We start from the raw sequence: 25202 nt of genomic DNA, 5'->3' as shown, positions 1-25202 counted from the left end.
GCAAGGGTCAGTTCGTATAGAGGTAGGCCCGGCCGAAGTCCCTCACGAGGTGGCTCGCGAGCCACTTCCCGTTCGAGGAGGGACTCCCTCTCATCCTCATGGGGCTGTTGACCACTACGATCCTCCCTCCCTTTTCCGTGGTGTAGGTGTCGGGATCGTAGAGGTTCATGTATTCGAGGACGATGCCCCGTCGGTAGTTGTGGTGGATGTATACCACGGTGCCGTCGGAGTGGGATTCGACCACCATCCCCACGTGGGTGAGCGGGTCGTTCATCCTGCCGTCTCCGTTCGCATCGTAGGTGTCGTCCCAGAAGATGAGGTCGCCCGGTTGCGGGGTCCGGGTGAAGTAGAGGAGGCCGTGCGACTTCATGGTGAGATAGAGACGGCGGACCCCGTTGCCTTCGTAGCGGGAGAACTCGGCGGACAGGTCGATGCCTGCCGCATAGTAGACGGCCAGGACCACGCCGGTGCAGTCCATGGTGAAACCCCTGCCCTTCACGACGAGGCGTTCCCTTCCCACGAGCCCCCGGGCCTCTTCGACGAGGCGTCGTTGCAGTTCGGAGAGTGAAGGCCCCCGCCCGTCGGGGTAGGAGGAGGAGAGAGACCGCGGCCCGTGATCGGGCCAGGCGGACCGTCCCTCAGGGAGGGTCGTGCATGCAGAGAAGAGCAGGACCTGCACGAGGATCGCTGCGGTGAGGTAGTGCAGCCGTATGCGCATCGGGCACCTCCGGATCTACTATACAGTAATTCTTCGGATTGTTCAGGGTTCACACGGAGTCCGGTTACGTGCTATATAACGCCATGCACATGGTGTGTCTCGATCTGGAGGGTGTGCTCTTTCCGGAGATCTGGATTGCCGTGGCCGAATCCACGGGGATCGACGATCTCAAGCTCACCACCAGGGATGTGAGCGATTACGACGTCCTCATGAAGCACAGGATCTCGGTCCTCAAGGAACACGGACTGAGACTTCCGGACATCCAGCGGATCATCTCGTCCATGAGACCGCTCGAGGGCGCCCCTGAGTTCCTCGAGGCCCTGCGGGAGAGGACCCAGGTGATCGTCCTCTCGGACACCTTCACCGAGTTCGCCAGGCCCGTGATGCGGATGCTGGGATGGCCTACGATCTTCTGCAACGAGCTGGTCGTGGACGAAGAGGGGTTCATCTCGGGGTACCGGCTCCGGCAGGAGGACGGCAAGCGTCGGGCGGTGGAAGCGCTCAGAGGTCTCAACTTCGATGTGTACGCCGCCGGGGATTCCTACAACGATCTCTCCATGCTGAAGGCCGCCTCAAGGGGGTTCCTCTTCCGTCCTCCCGAGAGGATCGCACAGGAACATCCGGAGCTGGAGGTGGCGGCCTCCTATGAGGAGCTCCTCAGGTTCCTCGATCCGTATCTCGGGTGAGGCCGACGTTCCCCTTCAGTTCCTCCCAGAGTCGCAGGAAGGCGAGGGACGCTGTCGTGGTACGGGAGAAGGCGGGGAGGGGTTTCCTCCTCTTCCCCATCTCCTCCACCGCCGAGGCGTGGGGGATCCATGCGGAGAGGAACTCGGGGAGACGGGAGTACTCCTCGAGCGTGGTGCGGTGGATCCTCTTTCTCCTGTCCACCATGTTGAAGAAGGGAAGGATCTTCTCAGCTGGGAGGTCGTGCTCGGAGAAGAAGGCGCTTATCTGGAGGTAGGCGCGGAGGGAGAGCGGGGTGGGTACGAGGGGGAGGAGGATGCGATCCGAGGCGGAGAAGAGGTTCTCGGAGAGGAGGGAGAGTCCGGGAGGGGCGTCCAGGAGGACGAGGTCGTAGCGATCCCCTATCTTCTCGAGCTGTTCGTGTATGCGCTCCCGTGAACGTTTCATCTCGTCCAGGAGGATGGTGACGTTCCTGAGCGAGAGGTCTGCAGGGAGGAGGAAGAGGTCGCGATAGGGGGTGGGGATCACGGCGTCGAGGAGCGCGCTCTTCTTCGAGAGGATCTTCCTGGGGCTCCGGGTGAGTTCCGTCTGTTCCGTGAGATAAAAGGTGGCCCCGCCTTGGGGATCGAGGTCCCACAGGAGGGTGGTGTACCCATCCCGAGCGGCGAGGAACGCGAGGTTGACCGCGCAGGTGGTCTTCCCCACTCCTCCCTTCACGTTATAGACGCTCACCACTTTCATGCGTTCCCCCTTTTCAATGAATCCAGAACTGGGCCCGTATCCGTTCGCAGACCTCGAGCGCCTCCCGGTATGATCCCCCATGGGAGAGGGTGAAGACGTTCCCCTCGCAGAGTCTTCCCCCCTCCTCGTACTGGACGAGGGGGTAGGAGATGAGTCCCCTGATCTCCTTTTCGTCGAATCCGTGACGGAGGAGATAGCGGGCGAACGAGATCTCTTCGAGGGGCACGGGCCTGTCCTTCTCTGCGTAGAGATACCCTTGGGCATCGAGGATCTGCTCGAAGGGGCTCTTCGAGAAGTGGATCACTCTGCTGAGCGGCATGCCCTGCTTGAGGAGACCCGCACCCTGGAGGCGCTCCTGCACCTTCTTGAAGAGGAGTGCGAGCTGGTCGTAGGTGTAGGAAGTCCTGAAGAGCATCACGGCGATGTCGGTGTTCCTGGTATTCTTGTGAAGGAGTGCGGGTATGTCGTAGTTGACGATGAAGAGGTCGTTGTACCGTTTGATGGTCTGCTCGAGGATCGTGAGGACGTCCTGTTCAGGGACCCAGAGCTGGAAGAGTTCCTCGGGGCTCATGTGGAGTTCCCTCAGGGCCTCGAAGGCCCCGACGATGTGCGCCTCATCGAAGGGAACGCCGAAGTGGGCGCTGAACCGCTGCCGCATGTAGGGGGTGAAGACCCGTTTCCCGTGGGTGGCGAAGATGAGCTTCACCCGATAGTGCTGCTCCACGATGTGGCGGGAGGAGATGAACTCTCCGGGGATGTTCGCCATGTAGACGAGGTGGAGCTTCTTCTTGTAGTCCGGTGTGGAGGTGATGACCTTGAGGGCCGTGCTCTCCACCACCACCCCGTTGGATTCCGGTCTGAGGTAGAGGAAGATGTCCTGTTCCTCCGGGTTCTCGGAGGGGCCCCGGTAGGGGACGAGGACGCTCGGGAGGGATGAGGTGAAGAGTTCCCGTGCACTCGTGGTCTCGGTCATGTGCTCCTGCTATTAAGTATATCGGAAGCCCGAGGTGATCTGCCACCCCTTTTCGTAACAACCGGTTCCGCCGTCACTCCGCTTCAAAGAGGATGTCCAGGTTGATCTCGCAGGCTGCGCAGGGCATGGTGATGCCCCAGTTCTCGAGGACTTCAGGGTGGACTTCGCCGAAGATTCCCACCTCGCGACCGCCCACCAGGAGGGCGGCCGTCCTTCCCGGGACGAATCGTGGATCCTCCTTGGGCTCGAGGGTGTACTCCTTGCCCAGGTAGTAGCACAGGGCCGCGACATGGCTGCTCGTCATGTTGAAGTCGGCCTTGGGATCCGCGCTCAGGAAGCCGAGCATGTTGTAGGTCTTGGAACCGTAGTTGTCCTCGGGGTCCTTCTTCGCCACCTTGCCGGTCTCGAAGATGTGGTGTGGGTAGACGGCGTGGGAGGAGACGCTCTCGGCGGCGAGGAGGGAGGGGAGGACGGAGGGCCGGACGTACTCGTAGTTCTCGGAGAGGGGGTTGGCCACCCGGATCGCGTCCTCGTCGCTCACACGCATCTTCTCTATGAAATCGCGCCGCGAGCCCAGGTAGTTGAAGATCATCTCCTGGAAGCCCATGCCCACCATGAGCATCTTCACCCTGCGATTGCGTTCCTCTGCCGCAGAGAGACGTCCTACGGTGAAGTCCCTGGGCATCTCCGGGTCGAACCGGTCCATTCCGTGGCCGATCATGATGTCCTCTGCGATATCCACGGGGTGGAGGAAGTCGTTCCTGTAGACGGGAGGCACTATGGTGATGGTATCCCCTTCGATGGTGTGGGAAACCCCCATACGCGTGAGGGCCTGGGAGATCTCCTCGGAGGTGAAGTTGAGCCCGAGGAGCTTCTCCACCGCACTACGGGTGGTGTGCTCCACAGTCTGGAACGCAAAGGGGGTCGTGAGTTCCCTCCCCATGGGGGTGTCGTAGGGGTACACCACTTTCACTGGAAGGATCTCGAAGCCCTCGTCCGCCATGTCGCAGGCCACGATGGTGCAGGCCAGGAGGATGGTCTTGAGATCGAGGCCGGTGAGCTCCACGAAGAGCTCCTCGTCACCGACCTCCACCGCCCCGATCCGTGCGCTGTTGATGATGGGCGGGAAGCTCAGGACTTCACCACGAGCGTCGGTGAGGAAGGGGTAGGCGGGAAGGTGTTCGACGATCCACCCGAACTCCTGCCCCTTGGGGTGTTCCCGGAGGATCTCCCGGAGGGAGAGCTCCTTCTCCATGGAGAGGGGGACGAATCGCGTGCGGTCGGGATCGGCCGCCTTGTACTGCACGGGATACCGGATGAGCGTGGACCGGTAGATGCCCATGGCCACGGCCTTCCTCTTCTGACCGAAGTTCCAGCAGAGTTTTTCCTGTGTCTGGATGAGGTCGCGGAGGAGGTCGTCGTCCACGACCCTTCCTCGAGCCACGAATCCCGCAATGTAGGGTCGTATCTCCCTGAGGCCAGGGTCCACTTCTATGGTCCGCTCCCCGCTCTCTTTCCGCTCGTTCGGGCGGGAGATGAACGGATAGGTAGGGGCGGGTTCTCCGAGGTAGGTCCTCAGCTGGCGGACGAGGCCCCGCAGGGACCAGAGGTCGGGTCGATTGGTGTCGTTGAGCTCTATCTTGAGGAGGCCTTCCTCCTCATCGACGTCGTCGAGCTCCCCTTTGGCCACGGTGAGGAGCTCTTCGAGTTCGGGATACGAGAACCGCCTTCCGAGGGCGTCGAAGAACTTGTCTCGTGAGATTTCTATCTTGGGCATGGATCAGCTCCTCCTCCTGAGTCGTGCTGCCTCGATGTCGTAGGTGAAAAGGTCGCGCAGGTCGTTGAGTCCGAGGTGCATGAGGGCCATGCGGTCTATTCCGAGACCCCAGGCGAGGACCGGTACCTCTATCCCGAGGGGTTTGGTGACCTCGGGTCTGAAGATGCCCGAACCTCCGAGCTCGAACCATCCCAGGACCGGGTGCTTTATGTGCACCTCGACCGATGGTTCGGTGAAGGGGAAGTACCCAGGCACGTATTTCACCTCGGTGGCGCCCGCGACCTCCTCGGCGAACATCTTGAGGAGACCCAGGAGGTTGCGCAGGTTCACCTCCTCGCCCAGGACGATGCCCTCGGTCTGGTAGAAGTCGGAGAGGTGGGTGGCATCCACCTGGTCGTGCCGGAAGCAGCGGACGATCCCGAAGTACTTGCCCGGGACTTTCGCCTTGGGGAGCTGTTTGGCCGAGAGCACCGTTCCCTGGCTCCTGAGGATGAGTCTTCGGGTGAAGGTGCGGTCGAAGGTGTACTCCCAGCCACGGCTTCCGGTCTCCCACCCGTGCTCATGGGTGGCGGCCACCCTCGAGAGATAGGGCTCGGGGATCTCCTTTGCGTACTGCGGTTCTTCGATGTAGTACACGTCGTGGATGTCGCGCGCGGAGTGGAATTGGGGCATGAAGAGGGCGTCGGAGTTCCAGAACTCGGTCTCCACCAGAGGACCGTCGAATTCCTCGAATCCGAGTGCCACCATCTTGTCCTTCACCCATGCGAGGTAGTCACAGTAGGCATTGGTGCGTCCGATGAGGAGCCGTTTCGGCGGGATCTGAATGTTGTAGGGCCTGAACCGCTTGGCTTTCCATGCGCCGGTCTTGAGCATCTCCGGGGTGACGGCGCCCAGTTCCTCTCCGGTGAAGCCGGCTTTTGCAAGCTCCTGCGCCACGTCTGCGGCTTCGCGGGTGAGGACGTAGGAGACCTGTTCCCGCTCCACCACCTTGAAGGGTTCGGATCCGGCACCCCGTTTGCGGCTTATGGTCTGAACGAGGGTGCGCTCCTCGTCCGAGAGCTCTTCTTCGGAGAGGCTTCCTCCTTTCTCCTTGGCCTTCCGGATGAGGTTCCGCACCCCTTCGATCCTCCCCGTGGCGGAGGGGTCCGCGATGACCACGCGTTTCTCCTCGTCCATGGCGAGGAGGCCGTCCTTCTTCATCTGGCCGAAGGCGGTGCCCACTTCCTTCTGTTCGAGGTCGAGCCTCGAGGCGATCTCGGGGAGGGGAAGCGGTCCCGCTTCCTCAAGGAGCGAGAGGATGCGTGCTTCGGGCGTCCCCCTTTCGGCGTACTCCTCTCCCAACGGGGTGAGCTCGTAATACGTGCGGGTGGCCCGTTCGTGTTCCTCCACGAGCCCCTTTGCGAGGAGCCAGCTGAAGGCCTGGTTGGACTGGCCGATATTGAATCCCAGCTTCTCCTCCAGGATGGTGTGGGTGAGGGGGGTCCCGGGGCTGAAGGACAGGAGGACCTTCACTTCGAGGGGATGGAGCTGGTGTACATCGATCGCCATTGCTGGTCTCCAGGTGTGAGAGATTGCCCTATTGTTACTCCCTATCGGGAGAGAGGTCAAGGCTTGTCAAAAGAGCGTGTAGGGTTCCACGTGTTCCAGGGTGAGAAAGGTCCGCACGTGGGCCCTGTAGCGGTCTCCGGAGAAGGTGAGACGGGGTGGTTCGGCGAGGGCCACCTTGCCGGTGAGGGTCATGGGTTTGTTGAAGATGCGGGCCCGGGCGTACTCCCTGATGGCTTGTTTCACCGCCTCTTCCACTGCCTTTTTCCGGGCTGTGTAGCCCTCGAGTGCGGAAGTGAGACCCTCGCCCTCGGATGTCTCCACTTTGGCGCTCTGCCAGGTGCGGTACCAGTGGGTGAGGTCTTCCCTGAGGGTGTAGGATATGTTGGCGTAGAAGGTGTGGTCCTCCACCCATGTCTGGAGGACCCTGAGGCCCGGATCGCCCCACGGTATCTCGGCGAGGGGTTGAAGGGTGAACTCTTCTTCCACCCGGCGGGTGCGGTCGAGGGGGGTGTAGGAGTAGGAGAACCCGAAGATCATGCCGGAGAAGATCCAGCGTGCCTCTTCGAGGAGGAGGGTGGCGATCTCCTCTTCCGAAGGGGATGCCGAGTTCGTCTCGAGCGGGACGAGGGGACTGAGGCGGATGGAAAAGACCCCTTGGAGGAACACCTCGTCCGCCCCGAGGGTGAGGGCGCAGGCGAGGGAGACTGCGACAAGGATGTCCCTACGAAAAGTACTCATTCCTGAACACCCTGAAGGGGCTTATCCCCAGTCTGAGCACCAGGTAGAGGTAGGCCCCGGCGAATCCGGCGAGGTGGGTGAGGTGCGCCACGTTGTCCTGGGCCCCGAACTGGGCGAGGAGTTCGATCGCGGTGTAGCCTATGACGAGGTAGGGCGCCGGTACGGGGAAGATCCCGAAGAGGAAGATGCGGGCGCGTGGATAGAAGGTGGCGAAGGCGAGGAGCACGCCGTAGACCACGCCGGACGCCCCTAGCAGGAAGACGCCGTAGGCCCCGCTGAGCCAGTAGACCAGGAGGGAGACCAGGCCGGCGAAGATGCCGGTGAAGAAGTAGAAGAGGAGGAACTCCCGGCTTCCCATTTCCCGTTCCACCTGGAGGCCGAAGAAGAAGAGGCCCAGCATGTTGAAGAGGATGTGGTTGAACGAGGCATGGGCGAACATGTAGGAGACGAGTTGCCATACCATGCCGCCCTTCAGGAGGTAGAGCGGGTTGAGGGCCATGTAGTAGAGGAGGCCCCGGTTGAGGTAGGTGAGGAAGAAGACGAGGAGGTTGGTCCCTATGAGGTAGAGCGTGACGTTGAGGAACTCGTACCGGAAGGGTTTCCTGAGGTGTGAGAGGAGATTCATGCCTCAAATGTACGGAGAGAGTTCCGCTTGGTCAATGATCCCCTGTTGGCAGACGGTCCCCTCCTTGAGAGAATAGGTACATGAAGTGGGACGACGACTACTATACCAGGAAGGCGAAACGGGAGGGGTATCCGGCCCGTTCGGTCTACAAGCTGATGGAGATTCAACAGAAGTACCGGATCGTGAGCCCGGGGGACAGGGTCCTGGATCTGGGAGCCGCGCCGGGGAGCTGGAGCAAGTATCTCCTCTCGTGTGTGGGGGAGAAGGGGCTCGTGGTGGCGGTGGACCTCCTTCCCCTCGTGATCGGCTCCCACGAGAGGCTCGTCTTCTATCAGGGCGATTTCACGTCCGACGAGGTGCAGGAGAGGGTCGATGTCCACGCTCCGTTCCAGGTGATCGTGAGCGATGCCGCGCCCTCGACGAGCGGTAACAGGGGGCTCGATACGGCCCGGTCCGAGGCCCTGGTGGAGGGGATACTCTCCCTGGCCGGACGCTGGCTTGTCCCGGGAGGCAATCTGGTGGCGAAGCTCTTCCAGGGGAGTGGCGCCCAGGAGATCTTCAGGGCCGTACGTGAGGGGTGGGAGAGGGCCTATTTCGTCAGGCCTCGGGCGACGAGGAGGCAGTCCTTCGAGGTGTTCGTGGTGGGGGTGGGGAGGCGTTCATGAGTCTACGTTTTCCTCAGGACGACCATGTGCGGCCGCAGGGTGGACTCCTCGACGCGGCGTCTGTGGATCACCACGAGATCCTCGCGGTCTCCGAGAAGGCGGGAGATGATGCGCCAGTGCATGGTGAGGAAGACCATGGTGCCTCCGGGCTTGAGGACGAGGGAGGCTTCTTCAAGGAAGGCACTGAAGAGATCCTCGAAGTCGAGCCGCCGGCCGAGCTTTACGCCGAAGGGTGGATCGGTGACGATGTACTGGAAGGATTCAGGCGGAAAGTAGGAGGAGAGTCGTCTCGCGTCTCCCAGGACGAGGCGGACCTTCCGCTCGAAGCCTTCCGCCTCGAGGTTTCGGGCGGTCCCTGAGAAGGCGCGCCAGGAGATGTCGAGGCCGCAGATGGGGAGTCCCTCGGGAAGCAGATCGGCGGCCTCGAGGAGGATGGTGCCGGCTCCACAGAAGGGGTCGAGGAGCGGGCCGGGGTCGTTGAAGATCCCCGAGAGGTGGAGGAGTCCATAGGCGAGAGGCGGTTTGAGGCTCACTCTGGGGTGGTAGGGTTTCTCATACCTCGTGTAGAAGCGGGGTCTGCTGAGGAGTTCTCCTACGAGTACGTGGCGATCGTAGAGGTCGACGCAGATGGTGACCTCCGGGGAGGTGAGGTTCACCGGGCAGCGATAGGTGGTGTGGAGGATTTCCCCCGCGGCGCGTTCGATGTCCATGTGGGTGAAGGGGTGGTCTCCCACCCGTTCCGAGAGGATGCGGAACGAGGAGGCCTCCTCGAGGTGGGGGAAGGAGAGGGTGGTGAGGGCCTCCTGGATGAACCCGAGGATGTCGCGTCCTTCCGGTACTTCGAGGTGGGTGTGGTAGCGTTTGATGTGGTAGATGGAGTGGAGGGAGGAGAGGACGGGGATGGCGTGGTCTTCGGGGTCGGGGTGGTGGTACAGGACGTTGCCTTTGAGGCCAAAGGGTTTTCTGATGCGTTTTCCCGCGGGGAGTCCGCGGGCCGTGAGTGTGCGGGTAAGCTCGGCTTCCACTATGTCTTCGAGGCCGGGGTGTGTGGTGAGGATGAACACGTAGGAGGGAGGATATCATAAACCGGACGGGGGGTGAAGGGTCGTGTTCCGGAGAAATCGGGTGATGAGGGAGAGGACTGCGGGGTGGGGGGCGCCTGAGTCGAGTTCGAAGTGGTCGGCGGTGGGTACCAGGGCGGTGTAGAGGACGGGGAGTCGTTCCTGAAGGAAGGTGCGGTTGTACGTGTTGTCCACCACGGTGTCCTCTCCTGCGAGGATGAGGAGGGTGGGAGGGGCGGGGATGCGGGGGATGAGACGGGTGCTCGCTTCCCATGTCTTGAGCCCTTCGAACCAGGAGAGGGGGAAGATGCGGAGGCCGAGCGGGGTGCGGGAGAGGGCTCTCACGTGTCGGACGAAGGGGCTCGTGAGGGTGTGGGCGGTGGCGAGGAGGGAGTAGGCCCTGGTATGGATGAGTGGGGCGAAGAGGACGAGGCGGATGAAGGGGGAGGGGTAGTGTGTGGTGTGGTCGATGAGGGCGAGGGCGCCGGTGCTGTGGCCTATGGCGGTGAGGGGGCGGCGGAGGTGGGGTGAAAGGGCGTTGAGGGTATGCTGGACGGTGTCTCCGTAGATCGAGAAGTCGGGCCACGCCCCACCTCGTTCGCCCGTGGAGAGGCCGTGACCTGGGAGATCGATGAGGACCACGTCCCATTCCTCTTCGATGAGCGTGCGGGCGAGGGCTCCGTAGAGCGAGGAGTCGGTGGCGTAGCCGTGGAGTACGAGCACGGTGCCGCGACTGTGGGTGTGGTGGCGGAAGAGGTGGACGCAGAGGGTGTGGTGGCCGGCGGGGATGGTGCCGAGGAGGTAGGTAGTGTCGGGATAGTCTTCGGGGATGAGGGTGGTACGGGCATAGTCCCCGAGGGGGCCTTCTCCTGGGGGGGTGGAGAGGGGACTCAGGGGTGGGAGGAGGCGGGAGAGGGTGGTCCTGAGAGGGAGGGTCTCGTCGTGGGTGGGGTTGATGGTGGCGCAGGAGGTGAGGAGGATGGTGAGGAGGAGGGGGATGGCTGGCCTCATGGGGTGGTCTCCCAGAGGGGGCGTGCGACGGTGTAGGTGATGCCGTCTTTGTGGAGGAGGGTGAGGGTGCGGTGGTTCTGGGTGAGGGTCATGGAGGGGGGGCTGTGGCGGACCCGGGAGATGAAGATGGGTGGGGTGAAGTCGTGGTAGAGGGAGCGGTGGCGCGGGTTTTCGATCCATGGGTAGGCGAAGAGGAGGGAGGGGATGTGGGCGGCGAGGAGGGTGAGGGCGGCCCGGTTCGCGCAGTAGAGGAGGTAGTCGACGAAGAAGAAGGTGCGGTCGGGGTGGTGTTCGTGGAGGGTGCGGGCCCAGAGGATGTGGGCGGGGTTGTTGAGGCCGATGAGAAATCTGGTGTCCGGGTGCCGGTCGATGAGGTCGAGGAGTTCGGGGAGTCCTTCCTGGTCGGAGAAGGTGGTGGGGGGGAGGGGGAGGACGGTGAGGGGATGGGGAAGGGAGGGGAGGGTGAGGGTGGGGAGCATGGAGGGGGTGAGGGTGGTGAGGCGTGTGGGGAAGGGGAGGGGGCCTTGGGGGGAGAGGGTGTGACGGAGGGGAGGGGTGGGGAGGGTGGGTGGATCGAGGGGGAGGGAGACGGGCTGTGTGAGGAGGTCTTCCAGTGCGGAGAAGAAGTCCCTGCGGATGGCTTTGAGCTCGGAGGCGGGGATGAAGATGTGAGAGAGGGGGAGGGTGAGGTTGGGGTCGGGGGTGAGGGTGAGGTCGGTGGTGAAGGGGGTGCGGTGGGGGGTGCGTAGGAGGCGAGGAGGGTGCGGAGGAGGGTGAGGGTGGTGTGGGGGGTGTGGGCGGGGGAGAGGGTGATGGGGTAGGTGCGGGTGAGGGTGCGGAGGGGGAGTCGGGCGGTGAGGGTGAGGGTGGTGGGGGTGAGGTGGAGGGTGAGGGGGATGTGGAGGGGGGAAGGGGGGAAGGAGGCGGGGGAGGGTTCGGGGAGGGTGGCGTCGTGGCGGCTCGCGAGGAGAAGGGGGGTGCCCGGCGGGACGGGGCGGGGGGCCGGGATGCGGGCGCGCTCGCCTGCCCGGGCCGTCGTGCGGGCACGCCCTCCCACCTCCAGGCGCTCCACCCCCCACCACACCCCTTCCTTCCTCACCCCTCTCCCCTCCAGCAGCACCCCCACCCCGTCCCGCACCCCCACCTCCCGCTCCAGCGCCACCTCCACCCACCCCTCACCCGCCCCCACCACCCGTCCCGCCTCCACCCCCACGTGCCCCGCGTACCCCTCCTCCACCAACCCCTCGTGCCCCTCCAGGTGCCCCCCGCACCACGGCCGTGCGAACGCCGCCCGCACCTCCTCCTCCATCCCCTCCGCCCCCCTCCCCTCGAGCAGGGCGCGATACCACCCGACCACCGCGCGGACGTACGCAGGGGACTTCATCCTCCCCTCTATCTTGAGCGCCCGCACCCCCACCCTTACCAGCTCCCTCACCCGCTCCCCCAGGGCGAGATCCCGCATGGAGAAGTAGTACCCCTCGCCCCTCGGCCCCTCCTGCCACGTCCTGCACACCTGGGCGCACACCCCCCTGTTCCCCGACCGTCCCAGGAGCAGCCCCGAGGCCAGGCACATCCCCGAGACGCTGTAGCACATCGCCCCGTGCACGAACACCTCGTACTCCAGCTCGGGCACCTCCTCCACGATCCGGGCGATCTCCCTAAGCTCCAGCTCCCGTGCGAGTATCACCCGCCGCGCCCCCAGATCCCGCAGGACCCGCGCCCCATCCGGGTTGTGGATCCCCATCTGGGTGGATGCGTGGAGCTCGAGCCGGGGGAACCGCTCACGCACGATCCGGATGAGCCCGAGATCCTGTACGATGAGCCCGTCTATCCCCATGAGTGAGAGCACCTCGAGGATGCGGCACACCTCGGGGAGTTCCTCGTCCATGAGCAGGGTGTTGAGGGCCACGTAGACCCGTGCCCCCCGCACCCTCGCAGCCCCGAGGAGTCGCGAGAGCCCATCCATGTCCACGTTCCTCGCGAAGGCCCGGGCCGAGAAACGCGGCAGCCCCACGTAGAGGGCATCCACCCCTGCCTCGAGCGCATGGATTCCCGCGGCGAAGCTCCCCGCGGGGGCGAGTATCTCGGGTCTCCTCTCGTGACCATGCATACATGCCCCCTTTCTCTACCATACCAGAACCCCTCCTCCCCTTTCCAGCACGAAAAGGCCCCGGCGGACCGCCGGGGCGTGGCATGGCAGCGTACGGGGTATCATTCCTGAAACGTACAGGGCATCTCGAACAGTTTGATCCCCTCGTCGGGAAAGACCTTCTTCAGATCAGCCACCGCCTGCCGTATCTTCGCCGCCTCCTCCTCGTCCGCGTAGACGACGAGCACGAAGTTCGTCTCAGGCCAGATGTGATCGCCTTTCCTCGGACCCGAGGTCCCCGAACCCTGGACCTGGGGGATGAGGGTGTAGTGCCGACCTATGCCCCGTTCCTCGAACAGGTCGAAGAGGTCCTCCTCGACCGAGTGGTTGGCGATGATCTCTATCCGTCTCACTGCTGTACCTCCCCGCCTGTGATGATCGCGGCCCGTCGTGACGCCTCGCGTTCACGCCGCCGCTTCATGCGCCTTTCCGAGAATTGGTTGAAGATCGAGTAGATCACCGGAATGAGGAAGAGCGTGAAGAGGGTGGAGACCGAGAGTCCGCCGACCACGGTCTGGGCGATGGGCTGGATGAGACTCATCCCCTCACCCCGGGTGAAGGCGAGGGGGGTGAGGCCCAGGACCGTGGTGAGGGTGGTCATGAGCACCGGCCTGAGCCTGTTCTTTCCCGCCTCCACGCACGCATCGAAGAGGGGCAGGTTCCGCTTCCTCAGGAGGTTCGTGTAGTCCACCAGGACGATCCCGTTGTTCACCACGATCCCCGCGAGGATCACGAGCCCCACCGCGGTGAAGAGGCTGAAGATCTCCCCGGTGAGGAGGTAGATCCCCACGATCCCGATGAGGGAGAGCGGGATGGTGAAGAGGATGATGAACGGATCGAGGAACGACTCGAACTGACTCGCCATGATTCCGAACACGAGGAAGACGGCCACGAGGAGGATGAGGACGAACTTGGTCCCGTACTCGATGAGCTCCTGGTAGTCTCCCGAGAACTCGATCACCACCCCCTCGCCCTGGGGGATACGCTCGGCGATGAGGGCGCGGATCTTCGGTTCCACCTTGTCGATCGTGGCCCCGGGAGCCAGCCCTGCGAGCACGTGGATGGTGCGTGTCTGGTCCTCACGCTGTATGCTCGTGGGCCCCGTGGACGTCCTGAAGTTCGCCACGCTGGAGAGCGGGATCCGGTTGCCCCTGCTGTCGGTGAGGAAGATACGCTCGAGGTCCCTGATCTTCTCCTTGTCCTCCTCCCTGAGGGAGACGAGGATGTCGTACTCGGATCCCCCTTCCCTGAACCTGGAGGCCGTGATCCCGTCGATGGCCGCCTCTATCTCCTGTCCTATCTGGTAGACGTTGAGTCCCATGGCGTAGGCCCGTTCGCGGTCGATGATCACCTCCACCTGAGGGAGCCCTTCCTGGAGGTCGACCCGTGGCTCGGTGGCCTCGGGCACCTCCTCTGCGAGGAGATCGCGTATCCGGTAGGCCATCTCCTTGCCCAAGGCATAGTCGTCTGTCTTCACCAGGATGTCGATGGGAGAGGCGGACCCACCCATGCCTCCCTGATTTCCCGAGGAGAAGCTGAACGAGACGTTCGGGAAGTCCTTGAAGTGGGCGCGCAGCTTCTGTTCGATCACCTCCGCCGAATCGATGCGCTTGCTGTATTCGGGGAGCGTGATGGTGAGACTCCCGCGGTGTGTGCTCGTGCCTCCCAGTCCGAAGAACGCAGCCTCGCCGGCCGTGAGCATGATGTCCTGGTAGCCTTTCACTTCGGATTTCACTATTTCCTGGAGCTGTTCGAGCACCTCGCGGGTCACCTCCACCGAGGTCCCGAGCGGAAGTTCCACCTGCACGGTCACGCTGTCCGCCTCCTGTTCCGGGAGGTATTCGAAGCCCACCCTCGGGATCTGGACTGCGGCGAGGACGAAGAGTGCGAGGACGGCGAGGATCGTCGTCTTCCTGTGGCGGAGGGTCCAGGAGAGTCCCCTGCCGTAGACCTCCTCGAGCCAGGAGAAGAACCGTGCGAGGATCCCGTCCAGGCCTTTGAGGATGCCCCGGAGCGGTTTCTCCTTCCTGGTGGTGAGCGGGAGGTAGTGGCTCGAGAGTACCGGCACCAAAAGGAGGGCCACGGCGAGCGAGGAGAGGAGCGAGATCACCACGGTGAAGGCGAGATCCGCGAAGAGCTCCCCTATGGTTTCGAGCTCGCTCTGGAAGATGGCAATGGGAAGGAAGACCGCCACCGTGGTGAGGGTGGAGGCCGTGATGGCGGTGATCATCTCCTGGGTGCCGAGGATCGCGGAGATGTGGGGCTTGGCCCCCTTCTCACGGTAGCGGAAGATGTTCTCCAGGATCACGATCGAGTTGTCGACGAGCATCCCTATCCCCAGGGCGAGGCCGGTGAGGGTCATGAGGTTGAGGGTGATCCCGGCGAAGTAGAGGGCCGCGAGGGCGATTACTACGGAAATGGGAATGGCGAGCCCCACGATGAGCGTGGGTTTCACACTCCGAAGGAAGAGGAAGAGTACGAGCATGGCGAGGATGGCCCCGTTGACGGCCGAGGAGGAGACCTGGCTCAGGGCCGCCCTGATGCTCTCGGTGGTGTCGCGGGTGATCGTGATCTTCACGTCACGGGGGAGGTCCCGCTGGATCTCCGCGATGCGCTCCTTCGCCCTGTCGGCCACCTGTACCGAGTTGGTTCCGCTCTGCTTGAGCACGGAGATAGAGACGCTCGGCTTTCCGTTCACGAAGACCATGGTGTCGGTGGTCCGGTAGCCCATGGACACGTCCGCCACGTCGCGGAGGAGTACCGGGACCACGCGGGGCATCCCTCCCGAGGGTTGACCGGTCTTGTACCCCACCACGGCTCGGGAGATCTCCTCGATGGTGTGGAACTCACCCGCGGTACGGATGAGGTAGTTGATCCGATTCTCCGTCATCCTTCCCCCGGCGAGCTGGACGTTCTGGGTCCTGAGCATGGTGGCGATCTGGGTGAGGGTGATCCCATAGGCCTCGAGCCTGTCGAGGTGCACGTCCACGCGCACCACGGGGATGCGCCCTCCGCTCACGCTCGCCATGGCCACCCCTTCGGTCTGTTCGAGCCGTGGGGCGATGTAATCCTCGGCGAGTTTCCGGAGCTCCTCCTGGCTCCGGTTCCCTTCCACCGTGAGTCTGAGGATGGGGATGATGGAGGGATTGAACTTGAAGATCATGGGCGTGCCCGCCTCCTCGGGGAGGGCGTCCTTCACGAACTCCAGGTTGTCCCTCACCGAGTTGGCAGCCTCGGCCATGTCGGTGCCGTAGGTGAACTCGAGGATGAGCATGCTCGAGCCCTCGCTCGAGGTGGAGGTGATGCGTTTGAGGTTCGTCACGTTGCTGAGCACGCTCTCGAGAGGACGGGTGATCACCTTCTCCACCTCCTCGGGTCCCGCTCCCGCGTACGAGGTGGAGACCACGAGCACCGGGGGGGTGATTTCGGGATACAGGTCTATGGCGATGTTGGTGATCGTATAGAGGCCGAATCCCACGAGGAGCGCGAAGACGATGGCGATGGTGGTGGGCCTTCCCACGACCGTTCGTGTGAGCGACATGTGTACCTCCCTATTCCACGCGATCTTCCACCGGAAGGGGTGGCACCTGCTTCACCACCTGTACCTTCACCCCGTCGTCGAGGAAGGACTGGCCCTCCACCACGACTTCCTCGCCGGCAGAAAGGCCCTCCAGGATCTCCGCCTTGCCCGAGATGCGGATACCGGGTACCACTTCCCTCCGTTCGACGCGCGCCTCCTCGCCGGTGCGTTGCACCACGAACACGAAGGTGCTCCCGTCCCTGGAGAGGAGGGCCTCTTCAGGTATCTTCACGGTCTTCCGCCGCTCCTCGGTGATGAGCTTGAACTGGGCGAACATGCCGGGCTTTATCCTCGGGTCTCGAGAGGTGAAAGAGAGCCGTATCTCGAGGGAGCGCGTGTTTCGGTCCACCACCGGGCTCGTCTCGGTGAGCACGGCCTCGAATGTCTCGCCTGGATAGGCGGCGAAGGTGACGATGGCCCGCGCACCCTGCTGCATCCTGCCGATGAAGCGTTCGGGTACGGATGCCACGATCTCGAGGTCCGTGAGATCGGATATCCTCGCCACGGCGAGGCTCTGCACCACGGTACTCCCTATGTGGAGAGGGAGCGAGACCACCGTCCCCGAGATGGGGGCCCGCACCGGGCTGGGAACGAACTCCACGCCGGGGCGGGATGGGTCCACCTCTGCGATGACCTGGCCCTTCTGGACCCGGTCCCCGACGTCCACGTAGAGGCGGGTGAGCTTGCCTGCGGTGTCGGCATAGGCCTCCACAGTGGAGGCCGGTTCCACGTCGCCCGAAAGATCGAGATAGTCGTAGAGCGAACCCGAGACCGCGGTGGTGGTGGCCACGGCGAAGACCGGTTCCTGTTCCTGGGATGCGGCCTGGGGGGTGGGGGTCGTCGGCATGCACGCAGCGAGAAGAAGGAGCACGCCGGTGGTGAGGAGTATGAGTCGTCTCATTCCTGTCCTCCTATGAGAGTCTCGAAAGGTACGTTCAAGGTGTAGGAAAGGTCGATGAGGTTGGTGAGGATCTGTATCCTGTCCGACAGCACAGAGAACTGCGCCTGACGGAGCTGGGTCTCGGCGTCCATCACCGCCACGAGGTCCTTGAGGCCCGATCCATACGCCTCTTCCGCGAGCTGGTACGAGGTGCGGGCGAGCTCGAGGTTGGCCTCATGGGCCTTGAGGTTCTCCTGCGCCGTCCGGATGGAGTCGAGGAGGGACCTCGCCCTGAGGTAGGTGGCGCGCAAGGCCTCTTCCAGTTGCAGCTCCATGGCCTCGAGACTCCTCTCCTGGTTCGACAGGTTCACCCATGTCTGGGAGGCCGGTATCCAGGGGTCGACCGGTATGGTGAGCGTCACCCCGAACATCCCAGAGCGCTGGGTCCACATGGTGTCCACGTCCTCGAACCAGGGATCCGCGAACGGATCGCCCTGGAAGGTGGGATCCGCGGTGACGGTGAAGGTGAGGACCGGGAGGCGGGAAGAGGTGGTGATCTCCCGTTGGATGCGTTGCATCTGGAGGGCCTTCGCGAGTTCCTGGATCTCGGGACTCCTGTCGAGGGAGAAACGGGCGAGATCGATGGATGTGGGCGAGAGTGCCGGGGTGGTGATCTCCCCTTCCAGGACCACGGGGCGTTCCAGATCCATGCCGAGGAGCATCTTGAAGTTGAGGAGGGCGTTCTCGTAGGCCATGGAGAGCTGGGCAATCTGAGGTTTCATGGACTCCCATGCCACCCTGGCCGAGAGGAGGGTCTGGCGATCCACGAGCCCGTTCTGGAAGAGCCGTTCGGTCTGCCGATAGCGGGCCTCGGAGGCCTTGAGGCTCTCCTCCATGATGGAGAGTTGCTCCCTGCTCAGTATGAGCTGGTAGAAGGCCTTGCGCACGTCGCGCTCCACCTGTTTCTGCACCTTCTCGAGGGTCACGAGCCCCCGCTCGTAGTCCTTGAAGGCGAGTTCGATGCCTCCCACGAGCTGGAAGGTGAGGGTGAGGCTCGCCTGGAGGCTGGTGGAGAGTGTCCAGGTGTGGGGGAGCTCCTGCTCGAAAGAGAGGACCCTCTCGTATATACCTGATCCCGGGGCAATCTCCGAGGTGGGATCGGGGATCAGCCCGGTCACCGTGCCGGGCGCCTCGTGGAGCCTGCTCAGCGTGACGCCCGCCGTGATGCGGGGGTAGAACTGGTTGAAGACCGTATCCCTCGTGAGCTTCCTGCTCTCAAGGTCGAGTCGGGTCCTTCGTATCGACAGGTTGTTGGCCAAGGCCTGGGAGACCGCGTCTTCGAGGGTGAGGACGAGGGTCTCCTCCGGCCAGAGGGGGACGGCGAGTACCGCATAGAGCAGTACGCAGAGGACTCTCTTGCTGTGCAGCCTCATGGTAACCTCCGTTCGTGGTCGGTGTCTTTCTCGTGTGCGGAAATCTGCTCCGCATGACGTTCGATTCCCCTGAGCCCTTCGAGGAAGTACGCCCAGACGAGGAGGGCCTCCGAGGGGCGTATGAGGGGTTCCTCCTGCATGAGGGAGCCGGTGAGGACGTGGAGGAAAGGGAGCATCTCCGCGGGCCTCAGCCCCTCCCTGAGGGGGAGGGGGGAGAAGAGGAGGGCGAAGCGTTCGAGATAGCGGCCGATCTGCTCCCACGCCCGCGCGTCCCTGAGGGGTCGGAGGGGGGAGTTGATCCTGAGCCAGTTGGTGACGGAGAAGAGCCGCTTGTGGACATGGGAATACTCGGCCGCATAGAGGATGTAGCACAGGACCTTTTCCTCGATCGAGGTGCACACCGCAAGCCTCGGAAAGAGGGGATCGAAGAACCCGGTGATCTGTCTCAGTATGGTGGACACCACGAGATCGCGCTTGTTCTTGAAGTAGGAGTAGAGGGTCGCCCTCGTCACCCCGATCTCGTGGGCGATGTCGTCCAAGGTGGTATTGGCGATCCCCTTTTCGTGTATCACCTTTTCGGCGGCGGAGAGGATCCGGTCGAAGTGGGGGACCTCGGATTCCTCCACCCGGGCGATCGTCCGCACTCGTTCGACATCGGGCAGGGCGAAGGAACCTCTCACGGTTCCATGCACGATCACCTCCGTGACGGCCCTCACCTTCTTCTCCAGGTCCAGGTTGGAGAGGAAGGTCGTGAAGGATTCCCGCGGATCTTCTTGGGGCCTCGGCATGTCCTTGAGGAGGAGGAAGAGGAAGGTGGTGCCGATGAACGAGTGCACGGCGGGGAGGAGACGCTCGGGGATATCGGGCGCACCCGGTCGGGAGAAGAGGGTTCGGGTGATGGTGAGGCCGTGCTCCTCCACCTCACGGTAGAAGGCCTTGAATCGATCCCGGAAGAGGACCTTCTGGGGGGGATAGAGGAAGAGATAAAGGTCGGCATGCCTCTTGAAATCGAGGAGGAGGCGGGAGAGGTGGAAGGAAAGCCCTTCGTGGAAGGGGAGAGAGGAGATCCTGTTCAGGTCCTCCACCAGCGTGAGGTTGACCGCCCTCGCATATTCGAGGATACCGTCCATGAGGGATTCCTTTGAAGGAAAGTATCGGTAGAGGGCCTGTTTGGTCACCCCCAGTTCCTCGGCCACGCTGATGAGCGTGAGACGCTGGAAACGGTTCTTGGCCCATCCCCTGAGGGCGGCCCGTATGATGTCCTCACAGGTCATCCCGTGTACTCTCTGTGGTTTTGTTGACGTCTAGTCGGTAATTATACTACTAAAAGTCAACCCGGCCGTCAAGGGAAGCAGGGAGGGGATCGGTACGAATTCGTCGGCCGTCGGTCGAATACTGATTGCACTCCGGCGCAGGCTGAGGTATAGTGTAGACATGATGCAGCGGGGACTTTCACGGACGACGAAGCTGGGGTACGGGGTCTGCGATCTCGGCGGCAATCTCTTCTTCACCATGGTGGGGTTCTTCCTCCTCTACTATCTCACCGATGTGGTGAAGCTTTCCCCTGCCCTCGCAGGTACGGCCCTCCTCATCGGGAAGGCCTGGGATGCGGTCTCCGATCCCATAGTGGGGTACCTCTCGGACAGGACGGTCTCTCCCATGGGACGCCGCAGACCCTACATGCTCTACGGCGCCCTCTTCCTCTTCGTCTTCATGATCATCATGTTCTTCCCCCTCCGCTTCTCGAGCGACGTCCTCACGTTCCTCTGGTACAGCGTACTCTTCTGCGTCCTCAGCACGGCGTACACCATGGTGAACATCCCCTACAGCGCCCTCGCCCCGGAACTCACGGTGGACTATCACGAACGTACCGTGCTCAATGCCTACCGGAACGTCTTCGCCATACTGGGTACCTTCTCCGGGGCCCTCCTCGTCCTTCCCCTGGTGGGGCTCTTCTCCGACTACCGGGTGGGCTGGCCGTTCATGGGTGGGGTGTTGGGACTCATCATGCTCCTCTCGGCGTTCGTGACGGTCTTCACGGTGAGGGAGTCGCCTCCCCGCCAGAGACCGCCCCAGGTGCAGATCCTGCGTGCCTATGCAGGGGTCCTCTCCTTACGGAGTTTTCGCCTCGCCCTCGCCACGTGGACGCTGCACATCATGGGGGTCACCATCATCCAGAGCGCCCTCGTGTACTACTTCACCTATCTCGTGGGGGACACCTCCGCCTTCCAGATCACGCTCTTCGTCCTCCTCCTCACGGCCCTCCTCTCCGTGCCCTTCTGGGTCTGGGTGTCGAAGCGGGCCGGCAAGCGGTTCGCCTGGAACACCGGGATGCTCGTCTTCGCAGGCGCGGTTCTCGCATTCGTGTTTCTGGGGAGGAGCCTGGGGCTTCCTGCCGCATACGTCTTCATCGTGCTCGGAGGTTTCGGGTTTTCCACCCAGTACGTGATCCCCTACGCCGTGCTCCCCGACATCGTGGAGTACGACTACGCCAAGAACGGCATCCGGCGGGAGGGGCTCTTCTACGGCATGTGGACCTTCATGAGCAAGGTGGGACAGGCGCTCGCCCTCGCCCTCTCGGGGTGGATCCTCTCGCTCTTCCACTACGTGCCGCCTTCCGCCGAGGGCGTGCCCCAGGTCCAGCCGCCCGAGGCCCTTCTCGGGATCTCGCTCCTTGTGGGCCCCCTCCCCGCGGTCCTCTTCGTGGTCGGGGTGCTCGTCTTCCTCTTCTACCCCATCACGAGGGAGTTCTACGAGAAGATCCTCAAGATGGTGGAGGAGCGCAGTCCCTCTCACATGTGAGGCCCTTCACTCCCGAACTGGAGAGGGGGTTTCGCCAGTTCGTCCAAGAGCCACCTGCTCATGCGGACATAGGGGTCGAGGCTGGGGATGCGCCCGCCCATGGTGATCACCCAGAGGCTCCGGTCACGCGCCGCTCTCCCGGTGGACGTCCTCCCCGTCTCCTGGTACTTGAGGAAGAGCCGGAGGGCGGTGAAGAAGCTCTTCCTCCCCGAGAGGTACCAACGAAGGTGCTTCATGGTGGTGATACCTGGGAGGTACTCCATCATCAAGGCCTCGAAGGTCGAGAGGAACGAGGGGTCGTAGACGCTCGCCCAGTGACGTATGGCCCTGAGGACCCGCTCGTTTCGCCCATGAAGGGCGGGGTTGTGGCGTATCCTGTAGGAGTGGAGGCCCAAGGTGAGGTACCGGTAGAGAGACAGGTAGAGCCCGAGCCGGGGGTCGATCTCGCCGGTGTAGCCGCACTCCCTCACCACCTCTTCAGGGGTGCGATCTTCGAGGAAGATCGGGCCCTTTCTGTCCGGGGCCTTGCGCCTGAGGGCCGCCTCGTAGGCCTCTTTGAGGCGGATGAATCGCTCCCCGTCTCCCCCCGTCATGTCGGGATGCGTGAACTTGGAGAGGATGCGGTAGAGGGCCTTGAGTTCCGAGAGGGTGTATCGCCCGGTCGTGAGGACCTTGCGTATGAGCCTTTCCTCCTCTTCCCGGATCATATGGAGAGTCTAACGGGTTTCCCACGAAAGCGGAAGCGTCAGCCGAGTTGGGGGAGGTGGTGTATGCCCAGGGTCTCGCATATGGCCTTCACCGCACGCGAGGTGTTGAGGGTGTAGAGGTGTATGCCGGGGACCCGGTGGTCGAGGAGGTCGCGGATCTGTTCGGCGGCCCAGTGGACCCCCACGTGGAAGAAGCCCTCGTCGTCGGTCACCCTGGAGAGGGCCCTGAGGAGTCGTGCCGGATAGTGCATGCCTGCCGCGAGTTCGGCCATGCGCTCCATGTTCTTGCGCGTGGTGATGGGCATGATCCCGGCTATCACCGGCACTCTGATCCCCGCGAGTTCGCAACGTTCGCAGAAGTCGTAGTAGTCCCTGTTGTCGAAGAACAGCTGGGTGACGAGGAAGTCCACCCCGGCGTCCACCTTGTGTTTGAGGTGTTCCATCTCTTTGAGTCTGTTGGGCGTCTCGGGATGCCCCTCGGGGAAGGCGGCCGCGCCCACGCACATGTGGGGAAAGCGGGCCTTTATGAACCGTACGAGGTCGACGGCGTGGGGAAAGACGCCGAATGGATTCGGGTGATGTGCGAGCGAAGGGGGAATGTCACCCCGCAGGGCGAGGATGTTGTGGATCCCCTCACGGTCGTAGGCCTCGAGGATGCGGACGATCTCCTCCTCCGTGCTTCCGACGCAGGTGAGGTGGGCCACCACCTCCACTCCCAGTTCTTGGCGGATGCGCACCACGAGTTCGTGCGTCTTCTCCCGGCTGGAGCCGCCCGCCCCGTAGGTCACGCTCATGAAGTCCGGTTCGAGGAGGGCGAGCTCCCTCACCGTGGCGAACAGGCTCTCCCATCCCGAGGATGTTTTTGGGGGAAAGAACTCGAAGCTGAAGAGGGTTCGTCCTTGTCGAAACAGGTCTCTTACCATAGCGGCATCCCGCTCCTCTCTCCATGGTCGGCACGATCGGGTGTCCTAGCATAACGCATCTGGCGGCCTCATGTCATGCCCTCTGGAATTGCATATTTATGCATCGTCCCCCCTGTTTTTGCATGTATATTGACTCTTTTGGATAATTTTAGTTTATTTAGTGAGGCCCTTCGGCCGAAAACCCAGGGAAGGAGTCGTCGTATATGTTAGAGCTCAAGAAAGGTCTCGATATCCTCTCCGAGGTGGGTGGGGTGAAAACCCTCTCCGAGGCGGAGGCGGTCTTCAAGAAGAACCTCGATGCCCAGAACCTCGCGAAGCTCGAGAGGATAAAGAACGAAGAAGCCCGCCTCAAGATCGCCAATGCGATCGCCATGTGCGAGCCGGACTATGTCTTCATAGACACCGGGTCCGCGGAGGACGTGGATACCATCCGGAAGTGGTCGCTCGAGTGGGGAGAGGAGGAGCCGCTGGCCCTCCCGAGGCACACGGTGCACTTCGATCTCCCCCAGGACCAGGCACGTCTGGTGAAGCAGACCTTCTACATCGTGAACGAGGGTGAGAAGACGAGCGCCCTCGCCCGTTCCATCCCCCGACAGGAGGCCCTCGAGTACGTGCAGAAGTACATGAAGGGTATCATGAAGGGGATGACCATGATGATCGGGTTCTTCGACAGGGGCCCGGTCGGGGCACAGGCCGCCATTCCGGCCATCGAAATCTCGAGCTCGTCCTACGTCTTCCACTCGGCGGAGCTCCTCTACAGGAACTGCTACGAGCAGTTCGATGCAGAGGTGGCGCGGAAGGGGATCTTCTTCACCAATGTCCACTCGCAGGGACCCAACAGGCCTGAGGACGTTCCCAATGCGCGCATCTTCATGGACAGGAGCTGGTTCACGACCTTCTCCACGTTCTGTACGTATGCGGGGAACACCCTGCTCCTCAAGAAAGGCAACCACCGGTTCGCGGTGGACTACTCCACCTACTACAAGGTCGAGGAGGAGCTCTCCGAGCACATGTTCATCACCGGGGTGAAGGGGCCTGGCGGCAGGGTGACCTACTTCGCGGGTGCCGCGCCCTCCGGATGCGGCAAGACCACCACGGCCATGGCCGGTGACGAGTTCATCGGGGACGACCTCGCCCAGATGTGGATCGAGAAGGACGGGACGCTCCGCGCAGTGAACCCCGAGAAGGGAATCTTCGGCATCGTCGAGGACGTGAACTGGGAAGGTGATCCGCACCTCATGAAGGTCCTTCGGCATGAGGGGGCTGAGGTGATCTGGTCGAACGTGCTCATCGACGAGCACAAGAAGCCCTTCTGGACGGGGTGCGGGGAGGAGCTTCCCGAGCGCGGCCGCAACTTCCAGGGCGAGTGGTGGAAGGGGAAGACCGACGAGAACGGGAAGCCCATTCCGCCTTCACACCCGAATGCCCGCGTGACCCTCCTCTGTGAGGCCATCGAGAACCACAACACGAAACTCGCCGAGGATCCCGCCGGGGTTCCCGTCAAGGTGATCACCTACTCCGGCCGTGACAGCGACACCATGCCTCCCATCTGGGTCGCCCGCACGCCCGACGAGGGAGTGGTGATCGGGGCGTCCATCGTCTCGGCCGCCACGGCCACCGAGATCGGCGTGACCGGCGTGCGGAGACAGCCGTGGGCCAACGAGCCGTTCATCCCCGGGCCCCTCGGTGACTACATGGAGGCCCAGTTCCGCTTCTTCAACTCCAAGAAGTTCTCGGAGAAGGGAAGGCCGATCATCGCGGGACTCAACTACTTCCTCACCCACGAGGCGAGGGGCGGTAAGGGTAAGGGCCTCCTCGGTGAGAAGCGTGACGTGAAGGTATGGCTCGGTTGGCTCGAGCTCTTCGCCAACGGGGACGTGGAGGCCATCGAGACGCCCATAGGGTATATCCCGAAGTACGAGGACCTCAAGAAGCTCTTCAAGGAGAAGATCGACAAGGAATACCCCTACGAGCTCTACGAGATGCACTTCTCCCTCTACATCGACAACATCCTGGCCCGGATCAACCTCCAGCGGGAGGCGTACGGCAAGGATCAGGGTATCCCCAAGAGACTCTTCCAGGTGTACGACGAACAGGAGAAGGGGCTTCTCGCCCTCAAGGAGAAGTTCGGTCCTGTCGTGAAGCCCGAGCAGCTCGCTCAGGGCTGATTCCCTTCATGTGAAGGCA

At 62.9% G+C, this 25202-nt stretch carries 21 protein-coding genes; 4 read left to right on the top strand and 17 right to left on the bottom strand.

Annotated elements, in window-relative coordinates:
• Positions 1 to 7 precede the first annotated feature (7 nt).
• The gene (locus STHERM_RS10895; RefSeq protein WP_013314947.1) at positions 8 to 718 is read right to left on the bottom strand and encodes a CHAP domain-containing protein; all 711 of its coding nucleotides are present in this window, start codon (positions 716 to 718) and stop codon (positions 8 to 10) included.
• 83 nt (positions 719 to 801) lie between these two features.
• On the opposite strand from STHERM_RS10895, the gene thrH reads away from it, so the two are divergent.
• Positions 802 to 1404, top strand: a complete 603-nt coding sequence (thrH, locus tag STHERM_RS10890; protein ID WP_041623647.1) for a bifunctional phosphoserine phosphatase/homoserine phosphotransferase ThrH — start codon at positions 802 to 804, stop codon at positions 1402 to 1404.
• On the opposite strand, the gene STHERM_RS10885 is transcribed toward thrH, so the two are convergent.
• The 6 genes from STHERM_RS10885 to STHERM_RS10860 all read right to left on the bottom strand — a co-directional run bounded on the left by STHERM_RS10885 (position 1376) and on the right by STHERM_RS10860 (position 7804).
• The gene (locus STHERM_RS10885) at positions 1376 to 2143 is read right to left on the bottom strand and encodes a ParA family protein (protein WP_013314945.1); all 768 of its coding nucleotides are present in this window, start codon (positions 2141 to 2143) and stop codon (positions 1376 to 1378) included. The genes thrH and STHERM_RS10885 overlap by 29 nt on opposite strands.
• A 13-nt stretch (positions 2144 to 2156) precedes the next feature.
• Positions 2157 to 3116 (bottom strand): hypothetical protein, encoded by a 960-nt coding sequence (locus STHERM_RS10880; protein ID WP_013314944.1) that lies wholly within the window; start codon positions 3114 to 3116, stop codon positions 2157 to 2159.
• 73 nt (positions 3117 to 3189) lie between these two features.
• Positions 3190 to 4893 carry a phenylalanine--tRNA ligase subunit beta gene (gene pheT / locus STHERM_RS10875; protein ID WP_013314943.1) on the bottom strand — a complete coding sequence of 568 codons (1704 nt, stop codon included), beginning with the start codon at positions 4891 to 4893 and terminating at the stop codon, positions 3190 to 3192.
• Positions 4894 to 4896: 3 nt separating this feature from the next.
• Positions 4897 to 6441, bottom strand: a complete 1545-nt coding sequence (locus STHERM_RS10870) for a phenylalanine--tRNA ligase subunit alpha (RefSeq protein ID WP_013314942.1) — start codon at positions 6439 to 6441, stop codon at positions 4897 to 4899.
• Between the two features lie 66 nt (positions 6442 to 6507).
• Entirely contained in the window at positions 6508 to 7179 is a 672-nt protein-coding gene (locus tag STHERM_RS10865) for a hypothetical protein (protein ID WP_013314941.1), read from the bottom strand.
• Positions 7163 to 7804, bottom strand: coding sequence for a rhomboid family intramembrane serine protease (locus tag STHERM_RS10860; protein WP_013314940.1), 642 nt, complete (start codon positions 7802 to 7804; stop codon positions 7163 to 7165). Before STHERM_RS10860 ends, STHERM_RS10865 begins: the two co-directional genes overlap by 17 nt.
• Positions 7805 to 7884: 80 nt before the next feature.
• Between STHERM_RS10860 and STHERM_RS10855 the strand changes: the two genes are divergently transcribed.
• A complete protein-coding gene (locus STHERM_RS10855; RefSeq protein ID WP_013314939.1) occupies positions 7885 to 8469 on the top strand; it encodes an SAM-dependent methyltransferase in 585 nt (194 codons plus the stop codon).
• Between the two features lie 2 nt (positions 8470 to 8471).
• Here STHERM_RS10855 and STHERM_RS10850 read toward each other — a convergent pair whose 3' ends face one another.
• From STHERM_RS10850 to STHERM_RS10810, 8 genes are all read right to left on the bottom strand, one after another.
• The gene (locus STHERM_RS10850) at positions 8472 to 9533 is read right to left on the bottom strand and encodes a methyltransferase domain-containing protein (protein ID WP_013314938.1); all 1062 of its coding nucleotides are present in this window, start codon (positions 9531 to 9533) and stop codon (positions 8472 to 8474) included.
• Positions 9534 to 9548: 15 nt separating this feature from the next.
• The gene (locus STHERM_RS10845; RefSeq protein WP_013314937.1) at positions 9549 to 10541 is read right to left on the bottom strand and encodes an alpha/beta hydrolase; all 993 of its coding nucleotides are present in this window, start codon (positions 10539 to 10541) and stop codon (positions 9549 to 9551) included.
• An 88-nt stretch (positions 10542 to 10629) separates the two neighbouring features.
• Positions 10630 to 12651: a peptidase U32 family protein gene (locus STHERM_RS12695; protein WP_013314936.1), complete on the bottom strand. Its 2022-nt coding sequence runs from the start codon at positions 12649 to 12651 to the stop codon at positions 10630 to 10632.
• A gap of 101 nt (positions 12652 to 12752) precedes the next feature.
• Positions 12753 to 13043, bottom strand: coding sequence for a PG0541 family transporter-associated protein (locus tag STHERM_RS10830; RefSeq protein WP_013314935.1), 291 nt, complete (start codon positions 13041 to 13043; stop codon positions 12753 to 12755).
• Entirely contained in the window at positions 13040 to 16231 is a 3192-nt protein-coding gene (locus tag STHERM_RS10825; RefSeq protein WP_013314934.1) for an efflux RND transporter permease subunit, read from the bottom strand. The genes STHERM_RS10830 and STHERM_RS10825 overlap by 4 nt, the downstream gene beginning before the upstream one ends.
• Before the next feature lie 10 nt (positions 16232 to 16241).
• On the bottom strand, positions 16242 to 17171 hold the full coding sequence (locus STHERM_RS10820; RefSeq protein WP_013314933.1) for an efflux RND transporter periplasmic adaptor subunit: 930 nt from the start codon (positions 17169 to 17171) through the stop codon (positions 16242 to 16244).
• A complete protein-coding gene (locus STHERM_RS10815) occupies positions 17168 to 18583 on the bottom strand; it encodes a TolC family protein (protein WP_013314932.1) in 1416 nt (471 codons plus the stop codon). Before STHERM_RS10815 ends, STHERM_RS10820 begins: the two co-directional genes overlap by 4 nt.
• Positions 18580 to 19857: a TetR/AcrR family transcriptional regulator gene (locus STHERM_RS10810; protein ID WP_013314931.1), complete on the bottom strand. Its 1278-nt coding sequence runs from the start codon at positions 19855 to 19857 to the stop codon at positions 18580 to 18582. The genes STHERM_RS10815 and STHERM_RS10810 overlap by 4 nt, the downstream gene beginning before the upstream one ends.
• Before the next feature lie 160 nt (positions 19858 to 20017).
• Between STHERM_RS10810 and STHERM_RS10805 the strand changes: the two genes are divergently transcribed.
• Positions 20018 to 21385 carry an MFS transporter gene (locus STHERM_RS10805; RefSeq protein WP_013314930.1) on the top strand — a complete coding sequence of 456 codons (1368 nt, stop codon included), beginning with the start codon at positions 20018 to 20020 and terminating at the stop codon, positions 21383 to 21385.
• On the opposite strand, the gene STHERM_RS10800 is transcribed toward STHERM_RS10805, so the two are convergent.
• Together STHERM_RS10800 and metF are read right to left on the bottom strand one after the other, a co-directional pair.
• Positions 21376 to 22092, bottom strand: a complete 717-nt coding sequence (locus tag STHERM_RS10800) for a hypothetical protein (RefSeq protein WP_041623642.1) — start codon at positions 22090 to 22092, stop codon at positions 21376 to 21378. The genes STHERM_RS10805 and STHERM_RS10800 overlap by 10 nt on opposite strands.
• 38 nt (positions 22093 to 22130) lie before the next feature.
• The gene (gene metF, locus STHERM_RS10795) at positions 22131 to 23015 is read right to left on the bottom strand and encodes a methylenetetrahydrofolate reductase [NAD(P)H] (RefSeq protein WP_013314928.1); all 885 of its coding nucleotides are present in this window, start codon (positions 23013 to 23015) and stop codon (positions 22131 to 22133) included.
• Between the two features lie 203 nt (positions 23016 to 23218).
• Here metF and STHERM_RS10790 point away from each other — a divergent pair, with 203 nt between their 5' ends.
• On the top strand, positions 23219 to 25183 hold the full coding sequence (locus STHERM_RS10790; RefSeq protein WP_013314927.1) for a phosphoenolpyruvate carboxykinase (GTP): 1965 nt from the start codon (positions 23219 to 23221) through the stop codon (positions 25181 to 25183).
• The last annotated feature ends 19 nt before the right edge of the window (positions 25184 to 25202 follow it).

This window comes from Spirochaeta thermophila DSM 6192 (assembly GCF_000147075.1).
GTDB lineage: Bacteria > Spirochaetota > Spirochaetia > Winmispirales > Winmispiraceae > Winmispira > Winmispira thermophila_A.
This window is presented reverse-complemented; position numbering and strand designations above follow the sequence as displayed.

Coding starts and splice junctions, on each gene's coding strand:
- pheT (WP_013314943.1), bottom strand. CDS start 4,893: ATGCCCAAGATAGAAATCTCACGAGACAAGTTCTTCGACGCCCTCGGA.
- STHERM_RS10800 (WP_041623642.1), bottom strand. CDS start 22,092: ATGATCCGGGAAGAGGAGGAAAGGCTCATACGCAAGGTCCTCACGACC.
- STHERM_RS10885 (WP_013314945.1), bottom strand. CDS start 2,143: ATGAAAGTGGTGAGCGTCTATAACGTGAAGGGAGGAGTGGGGAAGACC.
- STHERM_RS10870 (WP_013314942.1), bottom strand. CDS start 6,441: ATGGCGATCGATGTACACCAGCTCCATCCCCTCGAAGTGAAGGTCCTC.
- STHERM_RS10895 (WP_013314947.1), bottom strand. CDS start 718: ATGCGCATACGGCTGCACTACCTCACCGCAGCGATCCTCGTGCAGGTC.
- STHERM_RS10860 (WP_013314940.1), bottom strand. CDS start 7,804: ATGAATCTCCTCTCACACCTCAGGAAACCCTTCCGGTACGAGTTCCTC.
- STHERM_RS10845 (WP_013314937.1), bottom strand. CDS start 10,541: ATGAGGCCAGCCATCCCCCTCCTCCTCACCATCCTCCTCACCTCCTGC.
- STHERM_RS10880 (WP_013314944.1), bottom strand. CDS start 3,116: ATGACCGAGACCACGAGTGCACGGGAACTCTTCACCTCATCCCTCCCG.
- STHERM_RS10865 (WP_013314941.1), bottom strand. CDS start 7,179: ATGAGTACTTTTCGTAGGGACATCCTTGTCGCAGTCTCCCTCGCCTGC.
- STHERM_RS10790 (WP_013314927.1), top strand. CDS start 23,219: ATGTTAGAGCTCAAGAAAGGTCTCGATATCCTCTCCGAGGTGGGTGGG.
- STHERM_RS10820 (WP_013314933.1), bottom strand. CDS start 17,171: ATGAGACGACTCATACTCCTCACCACCGGCGTGCTCCTTCTTCTCGCT.
- STHERM_RS12695 (WP_013314936.1), bottom strand. CDS start 12,651: ATGCATGGTCACGAGAGGAGACCCGAGATACTCGCCCCCGCGGGGAGC.
- STHERM_RS10825 (WP_013314934.1), bottom strand. CDS start 16,231: ATGTCGCTCACACGAACGGTCGTGGGAAGGCCCACCACCATCGCCATC.
- STHERM_RS10855 (WP_013314939.1), top strand. CDS start 7,885: ATGAAGTGGGACGACGACTACTATACCAGGAAGGCGAAACGGGAGGGG.
- metF (WP_013314928.1), bottom strand. CDS start 23,015: ATGGTAAGAGACCTGTTTCGACAAGGACGAACCCTCTTCAGCTTCGAG.
- thrH (WP_041623647.1), top strand. CDS start 802: ATGCACATGGTGTGTCTCGATCTGGAGGGTGTGCTCTTTCCGGAGATC.
- STHERM_RS10805 (WP_013314930.1), top strand. CDS start 20,018: ATGATGCAGCGGGGACTTTCACGGACGACGAAGCTGGGGTACGGGGTC.
- STHERM_RS10810 (WP_013314931.1), bottom strand. CDS start 19,857: ATGACCTGTGAGGACATCATACGGGCCGCCCTCAGGGGATGGGCCAAG.
- STHERM_RS10815 (WP_013314932.1), bottom strand. CDS start 18,583: ATGAGGCTGCACAGCAAGAGAGTCCTCTGCGTACTGCTCTATGCGGTA.